Raw genomic sequence first — 19,089 nt, forward strand, 5'->3', positions numbered from 1 at the left:
GACGACCTCGTAGGGCAACGCGCTGTCGATGGACCTCCTACTCCGCCGGCGGGGCGGTGGAGCCGCGGACGACGAGCTCGACGGGAAGCCGGCGCAGCGACGGGCGATCGGGATCGCCGGCGATGCGCGCTACGAGCGCATCGCCCGCCGCCGCGCCGAGGCCGAGCTTGTCCTGGCGCAGGGTGGTGAGCGGGGGATTGACGTGGGGGGCGAGCTGGATGTCGTCGAAGCCGACGATCGAGAGGTCCTCGGGCACCCGCAGGCCGGCCTCGGCGGCGGCGCGCACGGCGCCGATCGCCATCATGTCGGCCGCCGCGAAGATCGCGGTCGGGCGCTCGGGAAGCTCGAGCAGCCGGGCGGTCTGCTCGCGCCCGGACTCGGCGTAGAAGTCCCCATAGGCGACGTACTCGTCGCGGTAGGCGAGATTGAGCGCCTGCGCGGCCGCGCGATAGCCGCGCAGGCGGTCGATGCCCGGCCGCGACTCGAGCATCCCGGTGATCGTCGCGATCCTCCGGTGCCCGAGCGCGTGCAGGTGGCGGACCGCCGTCTCGGCGCCCGAGACGTTGTCGGACATGACGACCTCGGCGGCGGGGCCCTCGATGTCCATGTCGATGCCGACGCAGGGCAGGCCGGCGCGCACGAGCCGGCGCACCTCCGCGTGCTCCTGGTCGAGGCCGATCAGCGCGACGCCGTCGACCGAGTGGTGGCGGGCGCGCTTGAGGTAGGAGTGCGGGCCGTAGCCGTTGCCGGGCCGCTCGGACGCGAACAGCAGCAGGTCGAAGCCCTGGGCGCCGACGCGCTGCTTGAGGCCGCCGAGGACCTCGTGGAAGAACGGGTGCTGGAGGTCGGGGTGACCCTCGCCGGTCTCCATGAACACGCCGATCACGTGCGAGCGCTGGGTGACCAGGCTGCGCGCGGCCGCGGCCGGCGTGTAGTCGAGCTCCTGGGCCAGGCGCATGATCCGCTCACGGGTCTCAGAACGCACGTCGGCATAGCCGTTGAGCGCGCGCGATACCGTGCCGACCGACACGCCGCTGAGCCGGGCGAGCTCGCGGATGGTGACTCTCTCCTCCATGGTCTCCGAAAACGGTTTTGGAACCGTTGCGCGGCAGTATGCACACGCTGCGCGGTCGCGTCAAGTCCGGAGCGTGGAGAAAACTCTCCGGTTCGTGACCGGCATCGGGATCTTGCGCGAGGGGCCGCTGCATGCGGCCTTGAAGGAGTGGCTGGCCCGTCCGGGCGACCGGCTCGAGGTCCCGGTCGGGGGATTCGTGATCGACGTCGTGCGCGCCGACGGCGAGCTGGTGGAGATCCAGACCGGGTCCTTCTCACCGCTCCGGCCGAAAATGGACGCGTTGCTGGACGCGTTCCGCGTGCGCCTCGTCCATCCGATCCCCGCGCGCCGCCGGATCGTGCGCGTGGACGAGCACGGCATGGTCCTCTCGACGCGGCCCTCGCCCAAGCGCCCCGGCTTCACCGCGATCTTCGAGGGCCTGGTCTCCTTCCCCACGCTGCTCGACCACCCGAACCTGACGATCGAGCTGCTGCTGTGCTCGGAGGACCATGTGCGCGCGCCGTCGCCCGTGCGCGGGCGGCGGTACACGCGCGACCCCGGCGAGCGGCGGCTGATCGAGGTGCTCGACGGCGTCGAGCTGCGCGGCGCGGCCGACCTCGCGCGGCTGCTGCCGCCGCTGGAGGGCGAGTTCAGCACGCGCGAGCTCGCCGCCGCGATGGGCACGCCGCTCGCGCTCGCGCAGAAGGCCGCGGCGTGCCTGCGCGCGCTGGAGGTCTTCGAGCCCGCCGGCAAGCGCGGGCGCGCGCCACTTCACCGGATGGCTTGACCCGCGTGGCAGGATGCCCGGGCTGGGAGGACCGCCCCGCGCCGGCCGGCGCCGCGGGGCAGCACGCGCTGACGATCGTCCCGGCGCGCGACCTGCTGCCGGGGGCGGCGTGGGCCTGGGAGTCGCTCGACCCGCGGGTCCGCGCGGGCGCCACCGACGACGAGGACCCGTTCTCGTTCGGCCACCTCTTCTCCCAGCAGCTGCTCGTCGAGCTGCGCGCGCTCGACGGCGGGATCCCCGTCGCGGGGTCGCAGGCGCCGTGAGCGGGCTGTTCGCCGATCAGGACGGCCTGTACGCGTCCGCCTGCGCGCAGTACCGCGACTCGATGAACCACGTCGCCGCGTGGGCCAAGCACCACGAGCTCATGGACCTACACCGGCAGCGAGTGCGTCCCGCGCCAGGTGAGCCTGCTCGAGGCGCACGTCAACCAGCCCGCGCGCGTGGCGCTGCTCCAGCGCCACGACGGATACGGGCCCGAGCTGCAGGTCGGCGCGGAGCTGCCCGCGACCTACCGGCGCCGGCCGGACGAGATCCACGCGCTGCTCGCCGAGGTCCCGATCCTCGCGCTGCTGGCGCCGGACGAGCTCGGCGCGCTCGCCCGCACCGCCCGCCCGCTGACGCTGGGCCCGACCGAGCGGCTGGTCGTCCAAGGCGAGGACGGGGACTCGCTGTTCGTCCTCGCGGAGGGCGAGCTGGAGATCCTGCTGCGCGGCGGCGGCGGCGGCGAGGACACGGTCGTCGACGTGGTGACCGCGGGCGCCGTGCTCGGCGAGATGTCGCTGCTCACGGGCGCACCGCGCACGGCCACGGTGCGCGCGCTGGACGGCGCCGTCGTCTACGAGATCGGCGCGCGGCAGTACGCCCCGCTGCTCGCCGATCATCCCGAGCTGATCGACGTGCTGACCGATCTGATGGTCGCGCGCATGCGCGAGCGGCAGGAGCGGATGGACGCTCGCGCCACCCGCATCACGCTTGCCGCGCGCATCCGCGCGACGCTGTTCGCCGGCTGATCTCCGGAACTTCACATGCCGTCCGGGGAGATGGGCAAGGTGTGGGGGAATGCTCGAGGTCGTCATCGGCGATGTGCATGCGCGCGCGGACGCGCTGCGCGCGGTGCTCGCCGCGGCGGGGGTCGAGCAGGCGAGGCGGCGCGAGGGCGCCTGGGTCGTGCAGGTCGGCGACCTGCTGGACCGCCACGCGTCGCCCGAGGACAACCTCGCGACCGCCGAGCTCGCGGCCGGCGCGCTGGACGTGGTGCTGGCCGGCAACCACGAGGCACAGCTGCTGCGCGCGGGCGATCACGGCGCCGCGCTCGCCCTGCTGGCGACACGCGGCTGGCCGCACGCGGCGGCCGCGGCCGGCGACTGGCTGGTGACGCATGCCGGGCTGCACCCCAGGCTGGCCCGCGGCCTGCCCGGCACGGCGGCCGAGTGCGCCGCGGAGCTCAACGACCGCTGGCACCGGGGCGGCGGCGAGCCGCTGTTCGACTGGGTCGGGCCGGCCCGCGGCGGCGCCGCCCCCCACGGCGGGATCCTGTGGCTGCACGCGGGCGAGTGGCCGCGCGAGGAGCCGTCGCCGTGGCCGCAGATCTCCGGGCATGTCCCGCAGCGGGAGCCGCGCCTGCTCGCACCAGGCCGGTGGTCGATCGACATGGGCGGCCGCGGCGGCCGCCTCGCCGCGCTCGTGCGCGAGCACGGCGGGCCGTGGCGACCGGTCGTCGCCGCGGCCCGCCGCGCCGCGCTGGCGGCCTAAGCCTGGATCACCACCGCGCGCGCCCACGCCGCGCGGGCCATTCGGCTCCCTCGCTCAGCAGGCCGACCACCACGCGGATGCCGGGCGGCGGACGGTCCGGCCACGGCGTGAAGCCGTCGGTCAAGACGATCGCGACCGAGGGTCGCGGGCGCAGCGCGGCCGCGGCGGCCAGCCCGGCGCCCATGTCGGTCCCGCCGCCACCGGCGAGCTCGACCTGCGCGGCACGCGTGACGCGGCGGACGGCGTGGACCGCCGTGTCGACCGCCAGCACGCGCGCGCCGCGGATGCCGCCGCGGGCGAGGACCGCCTCGACCTCGGCGAGCGCGCGGGCGAGCAGGCGCTCGTGCATCGAGCCCGACGCGTCGCACACGATCGCGACGTCGGGCATCGGGCGGTGCAGCGTCGGCAGCACGACGCCGCGCGTCGCCTGCGCGCGGCGCGACGGCCGGCGGTAGCTGTATTCCACCTGTCCCGCGACGGCCGCGAGCGCGCTGCGGACCTCGGCCGCGAGCACGCGCCGCCAGTCGACGCGGGAGGGCAGGACCGTCTCCGCCCAGCGCCGCCAGCCGCCCGCCACGTCGCCGGGGAAGCGCTGGATCTCCGCCGCGACGCCGAGCCGCAGCAGCTCTGCCTGGCGGCCGTCGAGCCCGCCCGGGGTATCGCCGGGGCGCTCGCAGCCATCCGCGCCCGAGCCGCAGTCCCACAGCCGCGGCCCGGGCGCCGCGAGCTCGTAGTAGCGCTCGGCGAGCTGGAACGGCTCGCACCCCAGCGTGGCGGGCAGCTCGCTCGCCACGCCCGGCACGTGCTCGCCGAGGTCGTCGTTGATCTCGGCGTCGCCGCAGCGGTTCCAGCGGACGGCGTCCGCGCCGAGCGCCTCGGCGCGACCCGCGTGATCGCGCAGCACGTGCCCGCACAGGTGCAGCAGCAGCCGGCCGAGCTCGTCGACGGGCAGCTCGGCGACCACGGCGGGATCGGCGCGCACCTGCCAGGAGCGGTCGACGCCGATCGTTCGCGAGCCGGGATCCGCGCGCATCGTGCACGCGAACAGCGCGCTGGCGAGATACGGCATGCGGCTCGCCGCCCACAGCCGCGCGGCGGCGACCTTGCGGGCATCCATCACACGAGCAGCCCGGCGTCGCGCAGCAGCGGCGCGAACGCCTTCACCTCGTCCGCGATCGGCGCGCCGGGCGGACGGCAGCGGGCGAGCGGGCGGGCGGCCGCCGCCGCGACGTCGGGCGCCGGCGCGCCCCCGCGCCCGAACGCGCGCCAGCCGCGCGCCCAGCGCTCGTGCGAGGGCTCCGCCGCCACCGCCGCGGCGATCGAGGAGAGCGCGGCGTATGCCCGGTCGCCGCGCTCGGGCACGACGAAGGACTCGGGGTCGGCGAGCACCGCCTCGGGGTCGGGCAGATCGGCCTCGGCCAGCCACGTGATGAACTCAACGCCAGGCCCGGCGCCGACGCAGCCGCGCACGAGCAGCGACCGGACCAGCTCGCCGGCGCCGGCGGCCTCGGCCGCCGCGAGCAGCCTCGCGGCGGTGTCCCACGTGCGCGGGCTCGGCCACGCGCGGCCCGCGCCCGCGGCCTCCTCCGGCACGGCGATCGCGAGCGGCGGGCGGACCGTGACGAAGCCCGCGACCCAGCTGCGCACGACCGCGACGCGCCGCTCCCAGCCGTCGCGCAGCACCGGTGGCCGCGGGGTGGGCCAGCCGGCGGAGAAGCCGTCGGCGACGATGCGCGCGTCGACCGGCCAGTCGAGGTGGCAGAAGCGGTTGGCCAGCGGCGGGGAGAGATCCCAGCCGTCGGCCGCCTGCTCGGGCGGGTTGGCGGCCGCGACGACCGAGACGCCGGCGGGCAGCTCGAGGTCGCCGACGGTGCGCTCGAGCACGACGCGCAGCAGCGCCGCCTGCACCGCGGGCGGCGCCGTCGAGATCTCGTCGAAGAAGGCCAGGCCGTGGCCGGCCTCGGCGAGCCGGAGCGCCCAGCGCGGCGGCGCGAGGTCGACGCCGCCGCCGTTGACGACCGGCAGCCCGGCGAAGTCCGACGGCTCGCGGATCGAGGCGATGGTGCGGCTCGCCGGGGAGCGGCTGCTGCTGGCGCGCGGCGACCGGCACGGGCCGTCCTTGATCTCGCCGCTCGGCGCGGCGGCGGCCGCGCTGGTCGCGGCCGGTGCCGTCGATGCCGCGTCCGCGCAGCCCCTGCTGGACGAGTACGGCGAGGCGATCGCGCTGCGCCACGAGGACGGGTTGCGCCACCACCTTGCATTCGGCCGCACGCGCACGGCCGTCCCCGCGGCACCCGCCGCCGCGCCGCGGCTCGTCTCCTGCGACCGGGTGATCGAGCGGCCCGAGAGGCGCATGCACGTGCGGTACGTGAGCCTGGGCGAGGATGAGGCGAGCGTCAGCGTGAGGTTGCGCGCGCAGACGCCGCGGCGGAGCAGGATCTCGCCGATGCACGGCCCGCCGCCCATCGTGCGGCTCGCCGACGACCGGCCTCGCCGCCGTGCGGGCCGCCCATCGCGCGCACCGCCACGCGCGCGCCGCAGGCCACGTGCAGCTGCCGGAGCCGTGGCGCTCGATGTACGCGCGTCAGGGCGCTCAGGGGCGGGAGGGAAGCGCGGTGCTCGGGGTGCGGACTCCGCCGTTCGACGGCATCGTGGTCACCGTCGCGTCGCTGGAGGCGACGCCGGCGGGCTTCCGGATCGAGGTCGACGTCCGGCCGGGCCTGCTCGGCTGGTCGGCCGACCTCGCGCTCGGCGTGCCGACGATCGCGTGGTGGGCGCGCGACGACCGCGGCAACTTCCACCTCGGTGAGATGGGCGGCTGGTCCGGCGACGGCGACCGCGACACCGGCGAGATCGAGTTCTCGCCCGGCATCGATCCGAAGGCCACGCGACTGGACCTGCTGCCGACGGCGGACACCGAGCGCGCGGTCATCCGCGTTGCGCTCGAGCTCCTGCGGGTTCCCGGATGAGCGCGTGGTGGCGCGGCATCGCGCCCGCGCAGGCGACGCTCGAGTGCGGCGGCGAGACGCATCGCGTGCGCTGGGAGGAAGGCCGGCTGAGACTGCCCGACCACGCGGACGTCGAGGGCGAGCGCGCCCTCGCGGCGCTCGGCGGCGAGCCGTGCGCCTGCCTGGACGTGCTCGAGGCGTGGGAGCGACACGCGGCCGACCCGCGGGTGCTGCTGCTCGGCACGCGCGGCCCGGGCGACCGGTTCGCCCGGCAGGACGGGCATCCGGGCGTACCCGGGGCGCCGCCGCCGGTTCCGGAGCTGTTCATGCTGCTGCGGCTCGGCGGCGGCCTGCAGGAACGGCTCGTGGCGACGGTTGCCGCGAGCCGGGGCGAGCCGATCGCCGAGGGCGAGCGCGCGCGGCTGCACGCCGCGCTCTACGGGCGCGTCGTCACCGCGCTGCGCGCCTGGCTCGGCGAGCCGGAGGCGGACGTCGACCTGCGGATGGACGGGCCGCCCGGCGTGCGCCGGTCCGGCGAGCGGCTGGAGGCGACGCTGCCGTTCTCGTGGCTCGTCGACGTCTGGGCCCGCGGGCTCGCCGTGGTCTGGGGGCGGTTCTGCCTCGCCGCGTCGACCGAGGACGGGCGGCGCTGGACGCTCACGACGCTCGCGCCGGACCTGGGCGCGCCCGAGCGCGTGACGGTCGAGCGTGAGGCGTCACGCTAGGGAACCCAGGCCCAGAGCTTGCGGCGCGTCGCGCGCTCGAGCGCGTCGGCGATGCCGGCGCGGACCTCGGCGGCGAGCGCGCGCTCGGCGCCGGCGAGCAGGCCCGCCTCCCAGGCGGTCTCGCCGCTGCGTTCGGCGAGCGCGCGGAGCGTCTCGACGGAGGCGAGCGCCCGGTGGTGCTCGCGCAGCAGCGCCCGCAGGTCGGCGAGCTCCCCGATCGCGCGCCGCGCCTCGGGCCCGGCGTACGGCGCCGCCGCGCGAGCGGCGACGTCCAGGCGCTCGACGTGGCGCCGCAGCTTCTCGAGGTCGCCGGTCGAATCGCGCCGCACGCGCCGCAGCGGCTCGCGCACCAGCCGCGCGAGGACCTCCTCCGGAGCCCGCGCGCCGCGGCCCGGCGCGAGCGGCGGCGCCTCGACGAGCCGCGCGACGTCACGCAGGAGCGCCGCGTAGCGCTCCTCGCGAAGCCGAGCCCGCGCCTGCGCGAGCGCCGCGGCGCGGTCGGCCGCGAGCTGCGCGCGAAGCCCCGCGCCGGGCGCCTGCTCGTCTCCCGCGAGCGCGTCGCCGGCCCGCGCCATCAGCTGGTCCAGCCGGTGCACCGGCGTGAGCGCCTCGATCAGCCACGCCAGCTGCTCGCGCACGGCGGCTGCCGGCGGGTACGGGCGCAGCTCGCGCCGCAGCGCGCGGGCTGCTGACCGGACCGAGCGAACGCTCTCCTGGCTGCCCGACAGCATCAGCGCGGCGTGGCTCTCGCTCCAGCGCGCGAGGGAGCGGGTGAGCCGGGCGCGCACCGCGTCCGCCGCCGTCGCCGGCTCGCCGGGCTCGAGTACCGGCGCGATCGCGGTCTGTCCCAGCGCGCGGACGAGCTTCGGCACGCTGTCGACCGGCTGCGCGCCGACCTCGCGCAGCGTCGCCTCGAGCCGCTCCAGCCGCCGCGCCGAGCCGGCCCGCAGCTCGAGCTCGCGGAAGCGCGCGGCCACGCGGCGCCCGCGCAGCACCGCGATGTCGTCGTCGCAGATCGTCGCGACCGCGCGGCCGCGCGCGTCGCGCAGGACGAGCGTGCGACGGGCTGTCACAAGCTGCGCGACCGGCTCCACCGGCGCGCCCAGCGCCCACCCGAGCGTGAGCGCGCGCAACTCGTCCTCGGAGCCCTCGAGCGCCGAGGCGCCCGGCGCCCGCAGCCGCCAGGCGCCCTCCGTCTCGCACAGCGTGACGCCCTGTCGCAACAGCCGCAGGTCGGCCGTGTCGTGATAGGCCGCCTCCGTCCGGCGGGCGGGCCCGCGGTCGCGCGCCAGGCCGAGCTCCGGCAGCGTGAAGCCGGCCCAGACGCCGAGCCTCCGTTCGGTGCGCGCCACTGGGCGGGACGGTACCGGCTCTGCGACACTGCGGCCCGCGAATGCCCGCCTACCTCCTGCCTGACGGCCTCGATCTGGGCGACGCGCTCGCGTCACACTTCAACCTGCACGCGGAGCCGGCGCGGACCTCGCGGTGGACGTTCTACGACACGTTCGACGGCCGCCTGCACGCCGCCGGGCTGATCCTCCGCCACGGCGACCGGGAGCTCGTGCTGCTCGACCGGGCGTCCGGCGCGGAGACGGTCCGCGCGAGCGTGCCGGACGCGCCCGAGCGCCTGTTCGCGCGCGACCTTCCCGGCGCGTTGCGCGCCCGCCTCGCCGGGAACGTCGAGATGCGCGCGCTCACCCCGGCGGCGCGGGTATCCGTGCGCAGCCGCCGGCTGGCTGTCCTCAACGAGGACGAGAAGGTCGTCGTGCGGCTCAGCCTCCAGGAGCCGGCGGGGCTGCGCTCGCGCGTGTGCGCCGCGCCCGTGCGCGGCTACGACAAGGACCTCGAACGCGTGGAGCGCGTGCTCGGCCGCTCGCTCGGCCTCGCGCGGGCCGATGAGCCGCTCGCCGACGAGGCGATCGCCGCGGCGGGCGCGCTGCCCTCCGGCACCAGCTCCAAGCTCGACGTCGCGCTGATCCGGCGCCAGCCCGCCGGCGCCGCCGCGGAGGCCGTGCTCGCGCGCACGCACGCGATCGCCGAGGCGAACCTGCCCGGCACGCTCGCCGACGTCGACAGCGAGTTCCTGCACGACCTGCGCGTCGCCGTGCGCCGCGCGCGCTCGCTGCTGCGCCAGCTCAAGGCCGTCTTCCCCGAGGGCGCGCTCGAGCACCTGCGCGAGGAGCTCAAGCGGATCCAGCAGATCACCGGCGAGACGCGCGACCTGGACGTCCAGCTGCTCGACTTCGAGGACTATGCGGACCGCGACGCGCTCGCACCGCTGAACGCCGTGCTCGCCGCCCACCGTGCCCGGGCGCTGGCGGCGATGAAGCGCGCGCTGGGCTCGAAGCGGACCGCCGGCGCGCTCCAGGCCTGGGCTGGACTCGGCGCGCTCGAGGACACGCCGCCGATCGAGCTGCTCGCCGGCGAGCGGATCGTCAAGGTCTACCGCCGCATGGTCCGGATGGGCGAGGCGATCGGCGACGACAGCCCGCACGAGGCGCTGCACGACCTGCGCAAGGTGGGCAAGGAGCTCCGCTACCTGCTCGAGTTCTTCGGCGGCCTCTTCCCCGCCGAGGAGGTCAAGCCGATGATCAAGGCGCTGAAGGGGCTCCAGGACGTGCTGGGCCGCTTTCAGGACTTCGAGGTCCAGGCCGACACGCTGCGCGCCCTCACGGCCGAGGTCGGCGCGCAGCCGGGCGGGCCGGAGGGCCTGCTCGCGATGGGCGCGCTGATCGACCGGCTCGGGCGCGACCAGCACCGCGCGCGCACGGAGTTCGCCGCCCAGTTCGGCGAGTTCGCCGCCGCGCCCCGCCGCGCCGCGGTGAAGCGGACGTTCGGATGAGCACGGTCTTCGCCACCTACAACGTCAAGGGCGGCGTCGGCAAGACGTCCGCCGCCGTCAACCTCGCCCGCCTGGCCGCGAGCGGCGGTGCGCCCACGCTGCTCTGGGACCTCGATCCGCAGGGCGCCAGCACGTACCTGTTCCGCGTCAAGCCGAAGGTCAAGGGCGGAGGGAAGGCACTGGTGCGCGGGCGCAGCGACGTCGACGCGCTGATCAAGGGCACCGACCACGAGGGCCTGGACCTGCTGCCGGCGGACTTCTCCTACCGCCACATGGACCTCGCGCTCGACGGCGCCAAGAAGCCCACCGCCCGGCTGGCGCGCGTGCTCGAGCCGCTCGCCGGCGAGTACGAGTACACGTTCCTGGACTGCCCGCCGAGCGTCTCGCTCGTCTCCGAGAGCGTCTTCGAGGCCGCCGACGTCCTGCTCGTCCCGATCATCCCGGCGACGCTCTCGTCGCGCACCTTCGATCAGATCGAGCAGCTGCTCTCTGACGAGGGCCCGCGCGTGATGGCCTTCTTCAGCATGGTCGACCGGCGCAAGCGCCTGCACCGCGAGGTGATGCGGCAGCTGCGCGACGAGCAGCCGGCCGCGGTGCTGGAGACCGCGATCCCGGCCGCCGCCGACGTCGAGCGCATGGGCGCGCAGCGCCGCCCGATCGCCGACTTCGCCCCGCGCAGCGCCGCCGCTCGCGCCTACGGCGCGCTGTGGCAGGAGATCCGGACGCGGCTCTGACCGGTCTCTCCGCTACGCCGCGGCGCTGACGCACGTCGAGGCGAAGCGGCCGGGCCGCGCCTGGACTCGCGCGCCCGGCCGTATACCGATGACTGCTCAGGTCGCGTCGCGCAGCCGCTGCGCCTCGGGCAGCGACTCGAGCTTCTTGAGCGTGTGGTTCTCGATCTGCCGGATGCGCTCGCGCGTGACGTTGAACGCCCGCCCGACCTCTTCCAGCGTGTAGGGACGCGCGCCGGTCAGGCCGAAGCGCATCTCGATCACTTCCCGTTCGCGCTGCGGCAGCGCATCCAGCGCCCGCCGCACGTTCTCGCGCCGGAGGTTCTCCGAGGCCACCTCGAAGGGCGACTCGGCGGCCTCGTCCTCGACGAAGTCGCCCAGCTCGGATTCCTCCTCCTCGCCGATCGGCTTCTCGAGCGAGACCGGCTGCTGCGCCATCCGCAGGATGTCGCGGACCTCGCGCACCGTGCACTCCAGCTCGGCGGCGATCTCCTCGGGCAGCGGCTCACGGCCGAGCTGCTGCACGAGCTGGCGCTCGACGTGCACGACCTTGTTCAGCTTCTCCACCATGTGGACGGGGATGCGGATCGTGCGGCCCTTGTCCGCGATCGCCCGCGTCACCGCCTGGCGGATCCACCAGGTCGCGTACGTGGAGAACTTGTAGCCGCGCCGGTAGTCGAACTTCTCCACCGCGCGGATCAGCCCCAGCGAGCCCTCCTGGATCAGGTCCAGGAACGACAGGCCGCGGCCGAGGTAGCCCTTGGCGATCGATACGACGAGGCGCAGGTTCGCCTCGACCATCTCCTGCTTGGCCATCAGGTCGCCGCGCTCGATCCGCTGGGCCAGGGTGACCTCGCGGTCGGCCGTCAGCAGCTGCACCCGGCCGATCGAGCGCAGGTAGAGCCGCAGCGAATCGAGGCTGGGCTCGACGGTGAGGTCGATCTCCGGCTTGCGCGGGCCGTCGGCGTCCTTCGTACGGCCGGCGGCGGGCTCGAAGCGTCCTCCTTCGGACACCGCGGGCTTGCCGTCGGCGTTGACGATGTCGATGCCCTCGCCTTCCAGGTAGGTGTGCAGCTCCGCCACCTGCTCCTTCGTGACCTCCACCTCTTCCAGCGAGGTGGCGATCTGCTCGATGGTCAGGAACCCCCTTTCCTGGCCTTCGGCAATCAGTGGCTTGAGCTCATCGATCTCCGTGATCGGCGCCTCGTCCACCAGCAATGCTTCGGTCTTGGTGCCCAACCCCTCAAATCCTTCGGGTCGTGACTGCGAGCGTCGCCTCCCGGAGGCCGCTCCTGTCCGTGCCTATCCGTTTGTGCCGCCCGAGCAGCGGCGTCCGCGAGCAATCGCGAATGTGGCCGAGCCGTGAAACTGCGCTCGTGTCTGAGTGTCGCCGCGGTTTGTAGCACGAGATACGCGGTCTGTCCTTGGTGAAACCTTGGTCCTTTCGTCCAGTCCCTAGCCTTGGTGTCATGACTCTGTCCCTCGAAGACGTCCAGAGCCAGGCTCCCACCCTCACGCTCTCGCTCTCGCGCGTGGGCGTGACGAACGTCGAGAAGGTCATCCGGATCCGCGCCAATGGCTCCGAGCAGCTATTCTCGGCGCGCCTGGATTGCTTCGTCGACCTCGGTCCGCACCAGAAGGGCGCGCACATGAGCCGCTTCGAGGAGGTCGTCAACGACGCGATCGGCGAAGTCGTGCTCGGCGAGAGCGCGTTCCGCGCCGAGACGCTGGCCCAGCACATCGCCGAGAAGGTCCGCGAGCGCCAGGACGCGCGCGCCGCCGAGGTGCACATCGAGGCGCGCTATCCCGAGCACAAGCCGGCGCCCGTCTCCGGCATCCAGACGCAGGAGATCTACTCGCTGCTGGGCGCCGCCGTGGCGTCCGAGATCGGCACGCGGCGGCTGATCGGCGTCCGCGCCCAGGGCATGACCGCGTGCCCGTGCGCGCAGACGGCCGTGCAGGCGCGCTCGCGCGAGCGGCTGCTCGCCGACGGGTTCGGCGAGGCGGAGATCGAGCGCATCTTCGAGGCCGTGCCCGTCGCCACGCACAACCAGCGCGGCCTGGGGACGCTGCACATCGGCTGCCCCGAGGACTGCGACACCGACATCGACGCCGAGCTGCTGGTGAAGATCGTGGAGGAGTCGATGTCCTCGGAGATCTACGAGCTGATGAAGCGCTCCGACGAGGGCGCCGTGGTGGAGAAGGCCCACCGCCGCCCGCGCTTCGTCGAGGACTGCGTGCGCGAGATGGTGCGCGGGGTGCTCGAGCAGCTCGACTTCCTCGGCGACCGCCACTTCCTCTCCGCGCGCCAGGAGAACCTGGAGACGATCCACCAGCACAACGTGCAGGCGGAGCGCTTCGGGCTGATCGGCGAGATCCGTCGCGAGATCGCCTCCGGCGAGCACTCTCCGCGTCACGCCTCGATGCGGGAGTGGCTCGACGGAAACGTCTAGCTCTCGGACCGACCTCGTCGGGACCGACCTGTCGCTGGAGACGGCGACCTGGGACACCGACCGGCCGTGGGCGCCGCCGCGGCCGGGCTTCACCGGACGGCTGCATCTCGGGCACGAGACCGACGTCGTCGATCCGCTGCCGGTCGTCTTCGAGGTCGACGGCCGCCCGGCTGAGGCGCGCGTGCTCGCGCACGCGTGGACGGCGGATGGCACGACGACGCTCTACGACCTCGGGAGCGTGCGCGCGACGGAGCGCAAGGGCGTGCGCGGATCCGTGCTGTGCGCGGACTGGCGCTTCTACGGCGCGGGGCGCGTGACGGCGCGCGTCGTCGCTCCCGAGCGACTGCGCGCCAAGGTGACCACGATCTCCGTCTATTCGGAGCTTTCGGCGCACCTCCCGGTGCGCCTTACGCCGCTCACGCCGGTCGACGCGCCCGGTGAGCTGCGCCTGCGCTGTGCGCTCGGCGGCGCGGAGCCGGAGGGGTCGCTCGACGAGCGGCCGTTCGCCGACTGGCTCGCCACACATGCGCCCCGGCTCACGTGTGAGGACGAGGACCTCGCCCGCGTGTACGAGTACCGCTGGTTCGTCGTCTACCGCAACCTGCGCCGGCCCTCGCGCTGGTTCCCCGGCCACCCGATGCCGGGAGAGCTGTTCTTCGAGGGGCCGGTGTCGAACTGGTTCACGGCCCCGATCGGGCTCTCCTTCCCGCTGCACCTGCGCGAGGCGCGCTGGATGCGCGCGCCGCGCGGCGTCGAGGACACGCTGCGGGCCTGGGTGGAGAACAAGGGCGCGCTGCGCTCGTACGCCGCCGACCCCGTCTCGCCCGCGATCGAGCTGGCGCGCCACCACGCGCTGGACCTGCGCGACGTCCTCGACGCCGCCCGCGCGTTCCTGCGCGGGCGGGGCCGCTCGCCGCGGCTGCCGCTGGAGCGCCGCTTCCCGCTCACCGTCGGCAGCTGGGTCACGGGGACCGAGTACGCGCCCGACTTCTTCGCCGAGGCCGGGTGGGACCAGCGCCGCAGCGAGATGTGGATCGCGCCGCCGGTGCTCCCGCGTGCCGGCGAGCCCGACAGCCCCGACGTCGGCACGCTCACCACGCTGCGCCGGGTCGACACCGACGTCTGGCACTGGGCGATGACGCGCGCCGTCGGCGGGCCTGACCTGCGCGAGGCGTTCACCGACCTGCACCTGCACGACGGCTTCTTCCGCTCGGTCGGCTCGCGCCCGATCGCCGAGGTGCTCAACTTCGAGGCGGCGCTGCCGTTCCTGCTCCACGACTTCGGGGCGCGCGAGCGCGAGGCGCTCGCCCAGGCCGTGGACGCCTGGACGGCGCCGCGCGGGCTGCTCTCCACGGCGCCCGACTGCCCGGCGTTCTCCACCGAGAACCGCTGGGAGGCCGGCCCGGCCGCGCCCTACGACTACCCGTGCTGCTGGAACGGACCGTGCTGGAACTACGCCATCTCGTGGGTCCTGCACGCGCTCGGCGCCGTCGCCTCGCGCACCGGCGAGGCGCCGCTGCGCGAGCGCTTCGCGCGCACCTGGCGCGCCTGGACGGACTCGCACCTCGCGCTCGGCTCTCCGATGGTCGCCGAGCACTACCACCCGTTCACGGGCCGGCCCTACCGGCTGATCCCGGACTACTTCCACTCGGCCTGGCTCGACACGTTCTTCCGCCACGTGGCGGGCGTCGACGGCCCGGCGCTGGTGGACGCCGGGCCGCTGCGCGTCGAGGGCGTCCCGCTGCGCGGCGCGCTAGTTGACGTTGAGCGCTAGCCGCGCCGGATGCGCGCGGCCCAGCAGTGGCCGGGAGGCCGCCGCGATGCCGGCCGCGACGATCGCGGCGAAGCCCAGCAGCGTCGCCTTGGCGCTGAGCTCCTGGAGCGCGACGCCGAGCGCGATGACCGGGATCGACAGTCCGACATAGCCGGCGAGGAAGAACCCCGCCAGCGCCTCGGCGCGGCGCTCGGGCGCGGCGATCGCCGCCACGGTCGCCAGCGCGCCCTTGAACATCGCGCCTCCGCCGGCACCGGTCAGGGCACCGCCGGCGATGAAGAGCCCGAGGTCGGGCCTGGGAAGCCAGACGGCGAGCACGACGACGGCCAGGCCGGCGACCACCGTTGTCATCCCGACGGCGAGGTTGCGGCGCGGCGGCCAGCCCGGCGTGGCGAGCTGGAGCGCGACGCCCGCCCCGAACACGATGAAGATGGTCGTGCCCGCGAGCGCGCGCGAGGAGTACCCGAGGGTGCCCGCGAGCAGCGTCCCGGCGAGGCCGGAGAACATGCCCAGGGCGGCGAAGCCGAGGAACGCGGCGGCGGCGGCGGCGAGGAACGTCGAGCGCGCCGCGGGCGGCACCGACACGCGCTGCGTCCGGTACGGCGGCCGCGGCACGGGCGCCTCGCGGGTCTCCGGCACCAGCAGCACGAGCACCAGCGCGACCAGCGTGAGGCCGAGGAAGATCGCGAACGGCACGTGCAGCGGGTGCGCGACGTACTGCGCGAGGAAGCCCGCCACGAGCGGTCCGGCGCCGATGCCGCCGAGGTTCGCGGCGGCAGCCACGAGCTGCGCGCGCCGCGGTGCTGGGTGCAGCTCGGCGAGCCATACCGTGGCGGTCGAGGTGACGACGCCGACGGCGAGGCCGTTGAGCACCCGCCCGGCGAACAGCCCCGGCAGCTGCGGGAAGAGCAGGAACACGGCGGCGCTGACGGCGGCGAGCCCCAGCGCCGGAGCGAGGACGCGCCGGCGTCCGTGCCGGTCGGACAGGTGGCCGGCGAGGAACAGGCTGGCGGCGACGCCGATCGCGTAGGCGGCGTAGACGAGCGTCACGGTGAACGTCGAGAAGCCGTCCGTGCGCTGGTAGATGGGATACAGCGGGGAGGGCACGGCCGACAGCGCCATCACCGTCGCGTACGCAAAGGCGATCGCCCAGAAGCCGAAGCGGTGATGCCTTGGGGAGGACATCGGCGAGATGGTGGACGGCGCAACCATCTCATTCAACGCATATAGATGCTGACGGCTATCTTCACTGGCGATAACGATGGAGCTGCGCCACCTCGCCACCTTCACCGCCGTCGCCGAGGAGGGCAGCTTCACGCGCGCCGCCGGCCGGCTGCACGTCGTCCAGTCGGCGGTCTCGGCGGGCGTCCGCGCGCTCGAGCGCGAGCTCGGCGCGACGCTGTTCGACCGCACGACGCATCGTGTGCAGCTCAGCGAGGCCGGCCGCGCGCTGCTGCCCGAGGCGCGCCGCACGCTCGCGGCGGCGGCGGCGGCACGCGACGCGGTCGACCAGCTGCGCGGCGGCCTGCGGGGCACGGTGCGGCTTGGCATGATGCTCTCGCAGCGCGCGGTCAGCGTCCCCCGGCTGGTGTCCGCGCTGCGCGCCGAGCACCCGGGGATCGAGGTCGCGTTCTCGTTCGGCGGCAGCACCGTCCACGCCGAGGAGATCCGCCGCGGCCGGCTTGACCTCGCGTTCGTCGGCCTGCCGGCCGGGGCCGCGCCGGGGATCGCGCTGGCCCCGCTGTCGAGCGAGGAGATGCGGCTGGTGGTGTCCGCGGAGCATCCGCTCGCAGGCCGCGACGCGGTCGCGCTCGAGGAGCTGGCCGCCGAGCGGTTCGCCGACGGCCCGCCCGAATGGGGCACGCGGATCGCCAACGACCGCGCGTTCGCGCTCGCCGGCGTCCGCCGCGACGTGATCTACGAGGTCGCGGACCTCGCGGGCGTGGCCGAGTTCGTGCGCTACGGCCTGGCGGTGGCGATCCTCCCGCCCACCGGGATCGACGCCCGGGACGGCGTGAAGCTCGTGCCGATCCGGGCTCCCGCGCCCGAGTTCACGATCTCGCTCGCCGCGCCGGCCGACCGCGAGCTCGGCGCCCCCGCCCGCGCGCTGATGGAGATCGCGCTGCGCTAGGACTGCGGCTCGCCGCGCAGCCGCGCCTGGACGAGCGAGCGGAACCCGAAGAAGTAGTCGGCGCCGCTGACGACGGTGATCGCCGTCGTCAGCCACACGAAGACGTCGAGCCAGGTCGGCGAGCCGTCGACCGTGATCAGCAGCAGCACCATCGCGACCTGCGCGACCGTCTTGACCTTGCCCCAGATGCTCGCGGGGATCACCTCCCCGTGCTCCATCGCGAGCTGGCGCAGTCCCGTGACGGCGAACTCGCGCGCGATGATCACCATCGCCACCCAAGCGGACAGCCGCTGGAGCGAGACGAGCGAGACCAGCGCGGCGGTCACGAGCAGCTTGTCGGCCAGCGGATCCATCAGCTTCCCGAAGGTGCTGACCTTCTTCTGCCGGCGCGCGATCCAGCCGTCGAGGGCGTCCGTGAACGACGCCACGGCGAACACCGCGGCGGCCAGCGACTCCCCCGGTCCCGCCTCCTGCAGCAGGGCCGCCACCAGCACGGGGACGAGCAGGATGCGGATGACGGTAAGGAGGTTCGGCAGATTGAGCTCGAACACCCCTGACAACGTTACGGGCTCAAGGCGCACGCGGGGGGGTGACCGCCGGTTGCGGTACCACCTAAGGACATGGCCGACCTGCTGCGCGTGCTCATCGTCTTCGCCCTCGTCGGCGCGAACGCCCTCTTCGTGATCGGCGAGTACTCGATCGTGATCGCCCGCCGCGGCCGGCTGGAGGGGCGCCAGGGCGCCGGCGCGCGCGCCGCGCTGCGGCTGATGGACGATCCCGTGCGCGTGATCTCGACGGTGCAGGTGGGGATCACCGGCGTCGGCATCCTCACGGGCGCGGTGGGCGAGCCGGTCGTGCGCGACCTGCTCGGCGAGGGCGTGCCGAGTTGGCTGAGCTTCGTGATCGCGTTCGCGTCGGTGACCTACCTCTCGGTCGTGCTCGGCGAGCTCGCGCCCAAGGCGCTCGTGCTCGACCGTGCGGAGACGCTCGCGGCGTGGATCGCGCGCCCGATCGAGTGGATGGCGGTCGCGCTCAAGCCGGTGGTGTGGCTCCTCGACCGCTCCGCCGCGGTGCTGCTGCGCCCGTTCGGCGTGACCGAGGTGACGGCCGGCGAGGCCGTCCGCAGCGCCGAGGAGCTGCGCGCCATCGTCGACGAGGCCGAGGGCGCGGGCGTGATCCCGCGCGCGCAGGAGGAGCTGCTGCACAACGTCTTCGACTTCGCCGTGCTCGAGGTGCGCGACATCATGGTCCCGGCGCCCGACGCCGACTGGCTGGACGCCTCGCTGACCGTCGCCGAGGCGCTCGAGCGCAGCGTCGAGATCCCGCACGAGCGCTACCCGGTCGGCGACGGCAGCATCGACGCGCTCGTCGGCATCGTCAACATCCACGCGCTGCTCGCGGCGCGCGGCGGAACGGTGCGCGAGCTCGCCCGCCGCGCCCTGATCGTCCCCGAGACCAAGGACGTCGGGGCGCTGCTCAGAGAGCTGCGCGAGCAGCGGGAGCAGCTGGCGGTCGTCGTCGACGAGTACGGCGGTACGGCCGGAATCGTCGCGCTCGAGGACATCCTCGAGGAGATCGTGGGCGAGATCGAGGGCGAGTACGACCTGCCCGACTCCACGCTGACGTGGATCGACGATCGCACGGTCGAGGTCGCGGGATCGATGACGATCGACGACTTCAACGAGGCGGTCGGGACCGAGCTGCCGCAGCGCGGGCCGCGCACGCTCGCGGGGCTGGTGTTCGACGCGCTGGGGCGCCGCCCGCAGCCGGGCGACGTGGTCGAGATCGACGGCGTCCGGATCGAGATCGAGGCGATCGAGGGCCTGCGGATCACGCGTCTGCGCGTGGGCTTGCAGGCGCCGGCGGCCTGACACAGAAACCTCTGTGCATCC

General features: G+C 74.6%; 19 protein-coding genes. 12 read left to right on the forward strand and 7 right to left on the reverse strand.

Annotation, left to right across the window (positions count from 1 at the left end):
* Window positions 1-37 precede the first annotated feature (37 nt).
* Window positions 38-1,075 (reverse strand): LacI family DNA-binding transcriptional regulator, encoded by a 1,038-nt coding sequence (locus H958_RS0104275; protein WP_028057750.1) that lies wholly within the window; start codon window positions 1,073-1,075, stop codon window positions 38-40.
* 73 nt (window positions 1,076-1,148) lie between these two features.
* On the opposite strand from H958_RS0104275, the gene H958_RS0104280 reads away from it, so the two are divergent.
* From H958_RS0104280 to H958_RS0104300, 4 genes are all read left to right on the forward strand, one after another.
* A complete protein-coding gene (locus H958_RS0104280) occupies window positions 1,149-1,841 on the forward strand; it encodes a hypothetical protein (protein ID WP_156027677.1) in 693 nt (230 codons plus the stop codon).
* A gap of 5 nt (window positions 1,842-1,846) precedes the next feature.
* Window positions 1,847-2,104, forward strand: a complete 258-nt coding sequence (locus H958_RS45865; protein WP_028057752.1) for a hypothetical protein — start codon at window positions 1,847-1,849, stop codon at window positions 2,102-2,104.
* Between the two features lie 138 nt (window positions 2,105-2,242).
* Window positions 2,243-2,851 carry a cyclic nucleotide-binding domain-containing protein gene (locus H958_RS42720; protein ID WP_028057753.1) on the forward strand — a complete coding sequence of 203 codons (609 nt, stop codon included), beginning with the start codon at window positions 2,243-2,245 and terminating at the stop codon, window positions 2,849-2,851.
* Window positions 2,852-2,900: 49 nt separating this feature from the next.
* Window positions 2,901-3,593, forward strand: a complete 693-nt coding sequence (locus H958_RS0104300) for a metallophosphoesterase (protein ID WP_028057754.1) — start codon at window positions 2,901-2,903, stop codon at window positions 3,591-3,593.
* A gap of 7 nt (window positions 3,594-3,600) precedes the next feature.
* Here H958_RS0104300 and H958_RS0104305 read toward each other — a convergent pair whose 3' ends face one another.
* Window positions 3,601-4,710, reverse strand: a complete 1,110-nt coding sequence (locus tag H958_RS0104305) for a vWA domain-containing protein (protein ID WP_051323802.1) — start codon at window positions 4,708-4,710, stop codon at window positions 3,601-3,603.
* Complete coding sequence (locus H958_RS34910) at window positions 4,710-6,059, reverse strand: MoxR family ATPase (protein WP_051323803.1); 1,350 nt, start codon at window positions 6,057-6,059, stop codon at window positions 4,710-4,712. Before H958_RS34910 ends, H958_RS0104305 begins: the two co-directional genes overlap by 1 nt.
* 32 nt (window positions 6,060-6,091) lie before the next feature.
* On the opposite strand from H958_RS34910, the gene H958_RS0104315 reads away from it, so the two are divergent.
* On the forward strand, window positions 6,092-6,562 hold the full coding sequence (locus H958_RS0104315) for a hypothetical protein (RefSeq protein WP_028057756.1): 471 nt from the start codon (window positions 6,092-6,094) through the stop codon (window positions 6,560-6,562).
* Window positions 6,559-7,266 carry a hypothetical protein gene (locus H958_RS0104320; protein ID WP_028057757.1) on the forward strand — a complete coding sequence of 236 codons (708 nt, stop codon included), beginning with the start codon at window positions 6,559-6,561 and terminating at the stop codon, window positions 7,264-7,266. Before H958_RS0104315 ends, H958_RS0104320 begins: the two co-directional genes overlap by 4 nt.
* Here H958_RS0104320 and H958_RS0104325 read toward each other — a convergent pair.
* Window positions 7,263-8,618 carry a CHAD domain-containing protein gene (locus H958_RS0104325; RefSeq protein WP_028057758.1) on the reverse strand — a complete coding sequence of 452 codons (1,356 nt, stop codon included), beginning with the start codon at window positions 8,616-8,618 and terminating at the stop codon, window positions 7,263-7,265. The genes H958_RS0104320 and H958_RS0104325 overlap by 4 nt on opposite strands.
* Before the next feature lie 41 nt (window positions 8,619-8,659).
* Here H958_RS0104325 and H958_RS34915 point away from each other — a divergent pair, with 41 nt between their 5' ends.
* Both H958_RS34915 and H958_RS0104335 read left to right on the forward strand, forming a co-directional pair.
* Complete coding sequence (locus tag H958_RS34915; RefSeq protein ID WP_051323804.1) at window positions 8,660-10,108, forward strand: CHAD domain-containing protein; 1,449 nt, start codon at window positions 8,660-8,662, stop codon at window positions 10,106-10,108.
* Complete coding sequence (locus H958_RS0104335) at window positions 10,105-10,842, forward strand: ParA family protein (RefSeq protein ID WP_028057759.1); 738 nt, start codon at window positions 10,105-10,107, stop codon at window positions 10,840-10,842. Before H958_RS34915 ends, H958_RS0104335 begins: the two co-directional genes overlap by 4 nt.
* A 96-nt stretch (window positions 10,843-10,938) precedes the next feature.
* Here H958_RS0104335 and H958_RS0104340 read toward each other — a convergent pair whose 3' ends face one another.
* Window positions 10,939-12,078: a sigma-70 family RNA polymerase sigma factor gene (locus H958_RS0104340; protein ID WP_231379167.1), complete on the reverse strand. Its 1,140-nt coding sequence runs from the start codon at window positions 12,076-12,078 to the stop codon at window positions 10,939-10,941.
* A 230-nt stretch (window positions 12,079-12,308) separates the two neighbouring features.
* Here H958_RS0104340 and mptA point away from each other — a divergent pair, with 230 nt between their 5' ends.
* Together mptA and H958_RS0104350 are read left to right on the forward strand one after the other, a co-directional pair.
* Window positions 12,309-13,292 (forward strand): GTP cyclohydrolase MptA, encoded by a 984-nt coding sequence (gene mptA / locus H958_RS0104345; RefSeq protein ID WP_028057761.1) that lies wholly within the window; start codon window positions 12,309-12,311, stop codon window positions 13,290-13,292.
* Between the two features lie 181 nt (window positions 13,293-13,473).
* On the forward strand, window positions 13,474-15,066 hold the full coding sequence (locus H958_RS0104350; protein WP_028057762.1) for an MGH1-like glycoside hydrolase domain-containing protein: 1,593 nt from the start codon (window positions 13,474-13,476) through the stop codon (window positions 15,064-15,066).
* On the opposite strand, the gene H958_RS34920 is transcribed toward H958_RS0104350, so the two are convergent.
* Complete coding sequence (locus tag H958_RS34920; protein WP_196807204.1) at window positions 15,046-16,251, reverse strand: MFS transporter; 1,206 nt, start codon at window positions 16,249-16,251, stop codon at window positions 15,046-15,048. The two genes, H958_RS0104350 and H958_RS34920, sit on opposite strands and share 21 nt — an antisense overlap.
* Before the next feature lie 76 nt (window positions 16,252-16,327).
* On the opposite strand from H958_RS34920, the gene H958_RS0104360 reads away from it, so the two are divergent.
* Window positions 16,328-17,197, forward strand: a complete 870-nt coding sequence (locus H958_RS0104360) for a LysR family transcriptional regulator (RefSeq protein WP_028057763.1) — start codon at window positions 16,328-16,330, stop codon at window positions 17,195-17,197.
* Here H958_RS0104360 and pgsA read toward each other — a convergent pair.
* Window positions 17,194-17,748: a CDP-diacylglycerol--glycerol-3-phosphate 3-phosphatidyltransferase gene (gene pgsA / locus H958_RS0104365; RefSeq protein ID WP_028057764.1), complete on the reverse strand. Its 555-nt coding sequence runs from the start codon at window positions 17,746-17,748 to the stop codon at window positions 17,194-17,196. The two genes, H958_RS0104360 and pgsA, sit on opposite strands and share 4 nt — an antisense overlap.
* A 69-nt stretch (window positions 17,749-17,817) precedes the next feature.
* Between pgsA and H958_RS0104370 the strand changes: the two genes are divergently transcribed.
* The gene (locus H958_RS0104370) at window positions 17,818-19,068 is read left to right on the forward strand and encodes a hemolysin family protein (protein WP_028057765.1); all 1,251 of its coding nucleotides are present in this window, start codon (window positions 17,818-17,820) and stop codon (window positions 19,066-19,068) included.
* Window positions 19,069-19,089 lie beyond the last annotated feature (21 nt).

The organism is Candidatus Solirubrobacter pratensis (genome assembly GCF_000425945.1).
Taxonomy (GTDB): Bacteria; Actinomycetota; Thermoleophilia; order Solirubrobacterales; family Solirubrobacteraceae; genus Solirubrobacter; species Solirubrobacter pratensis.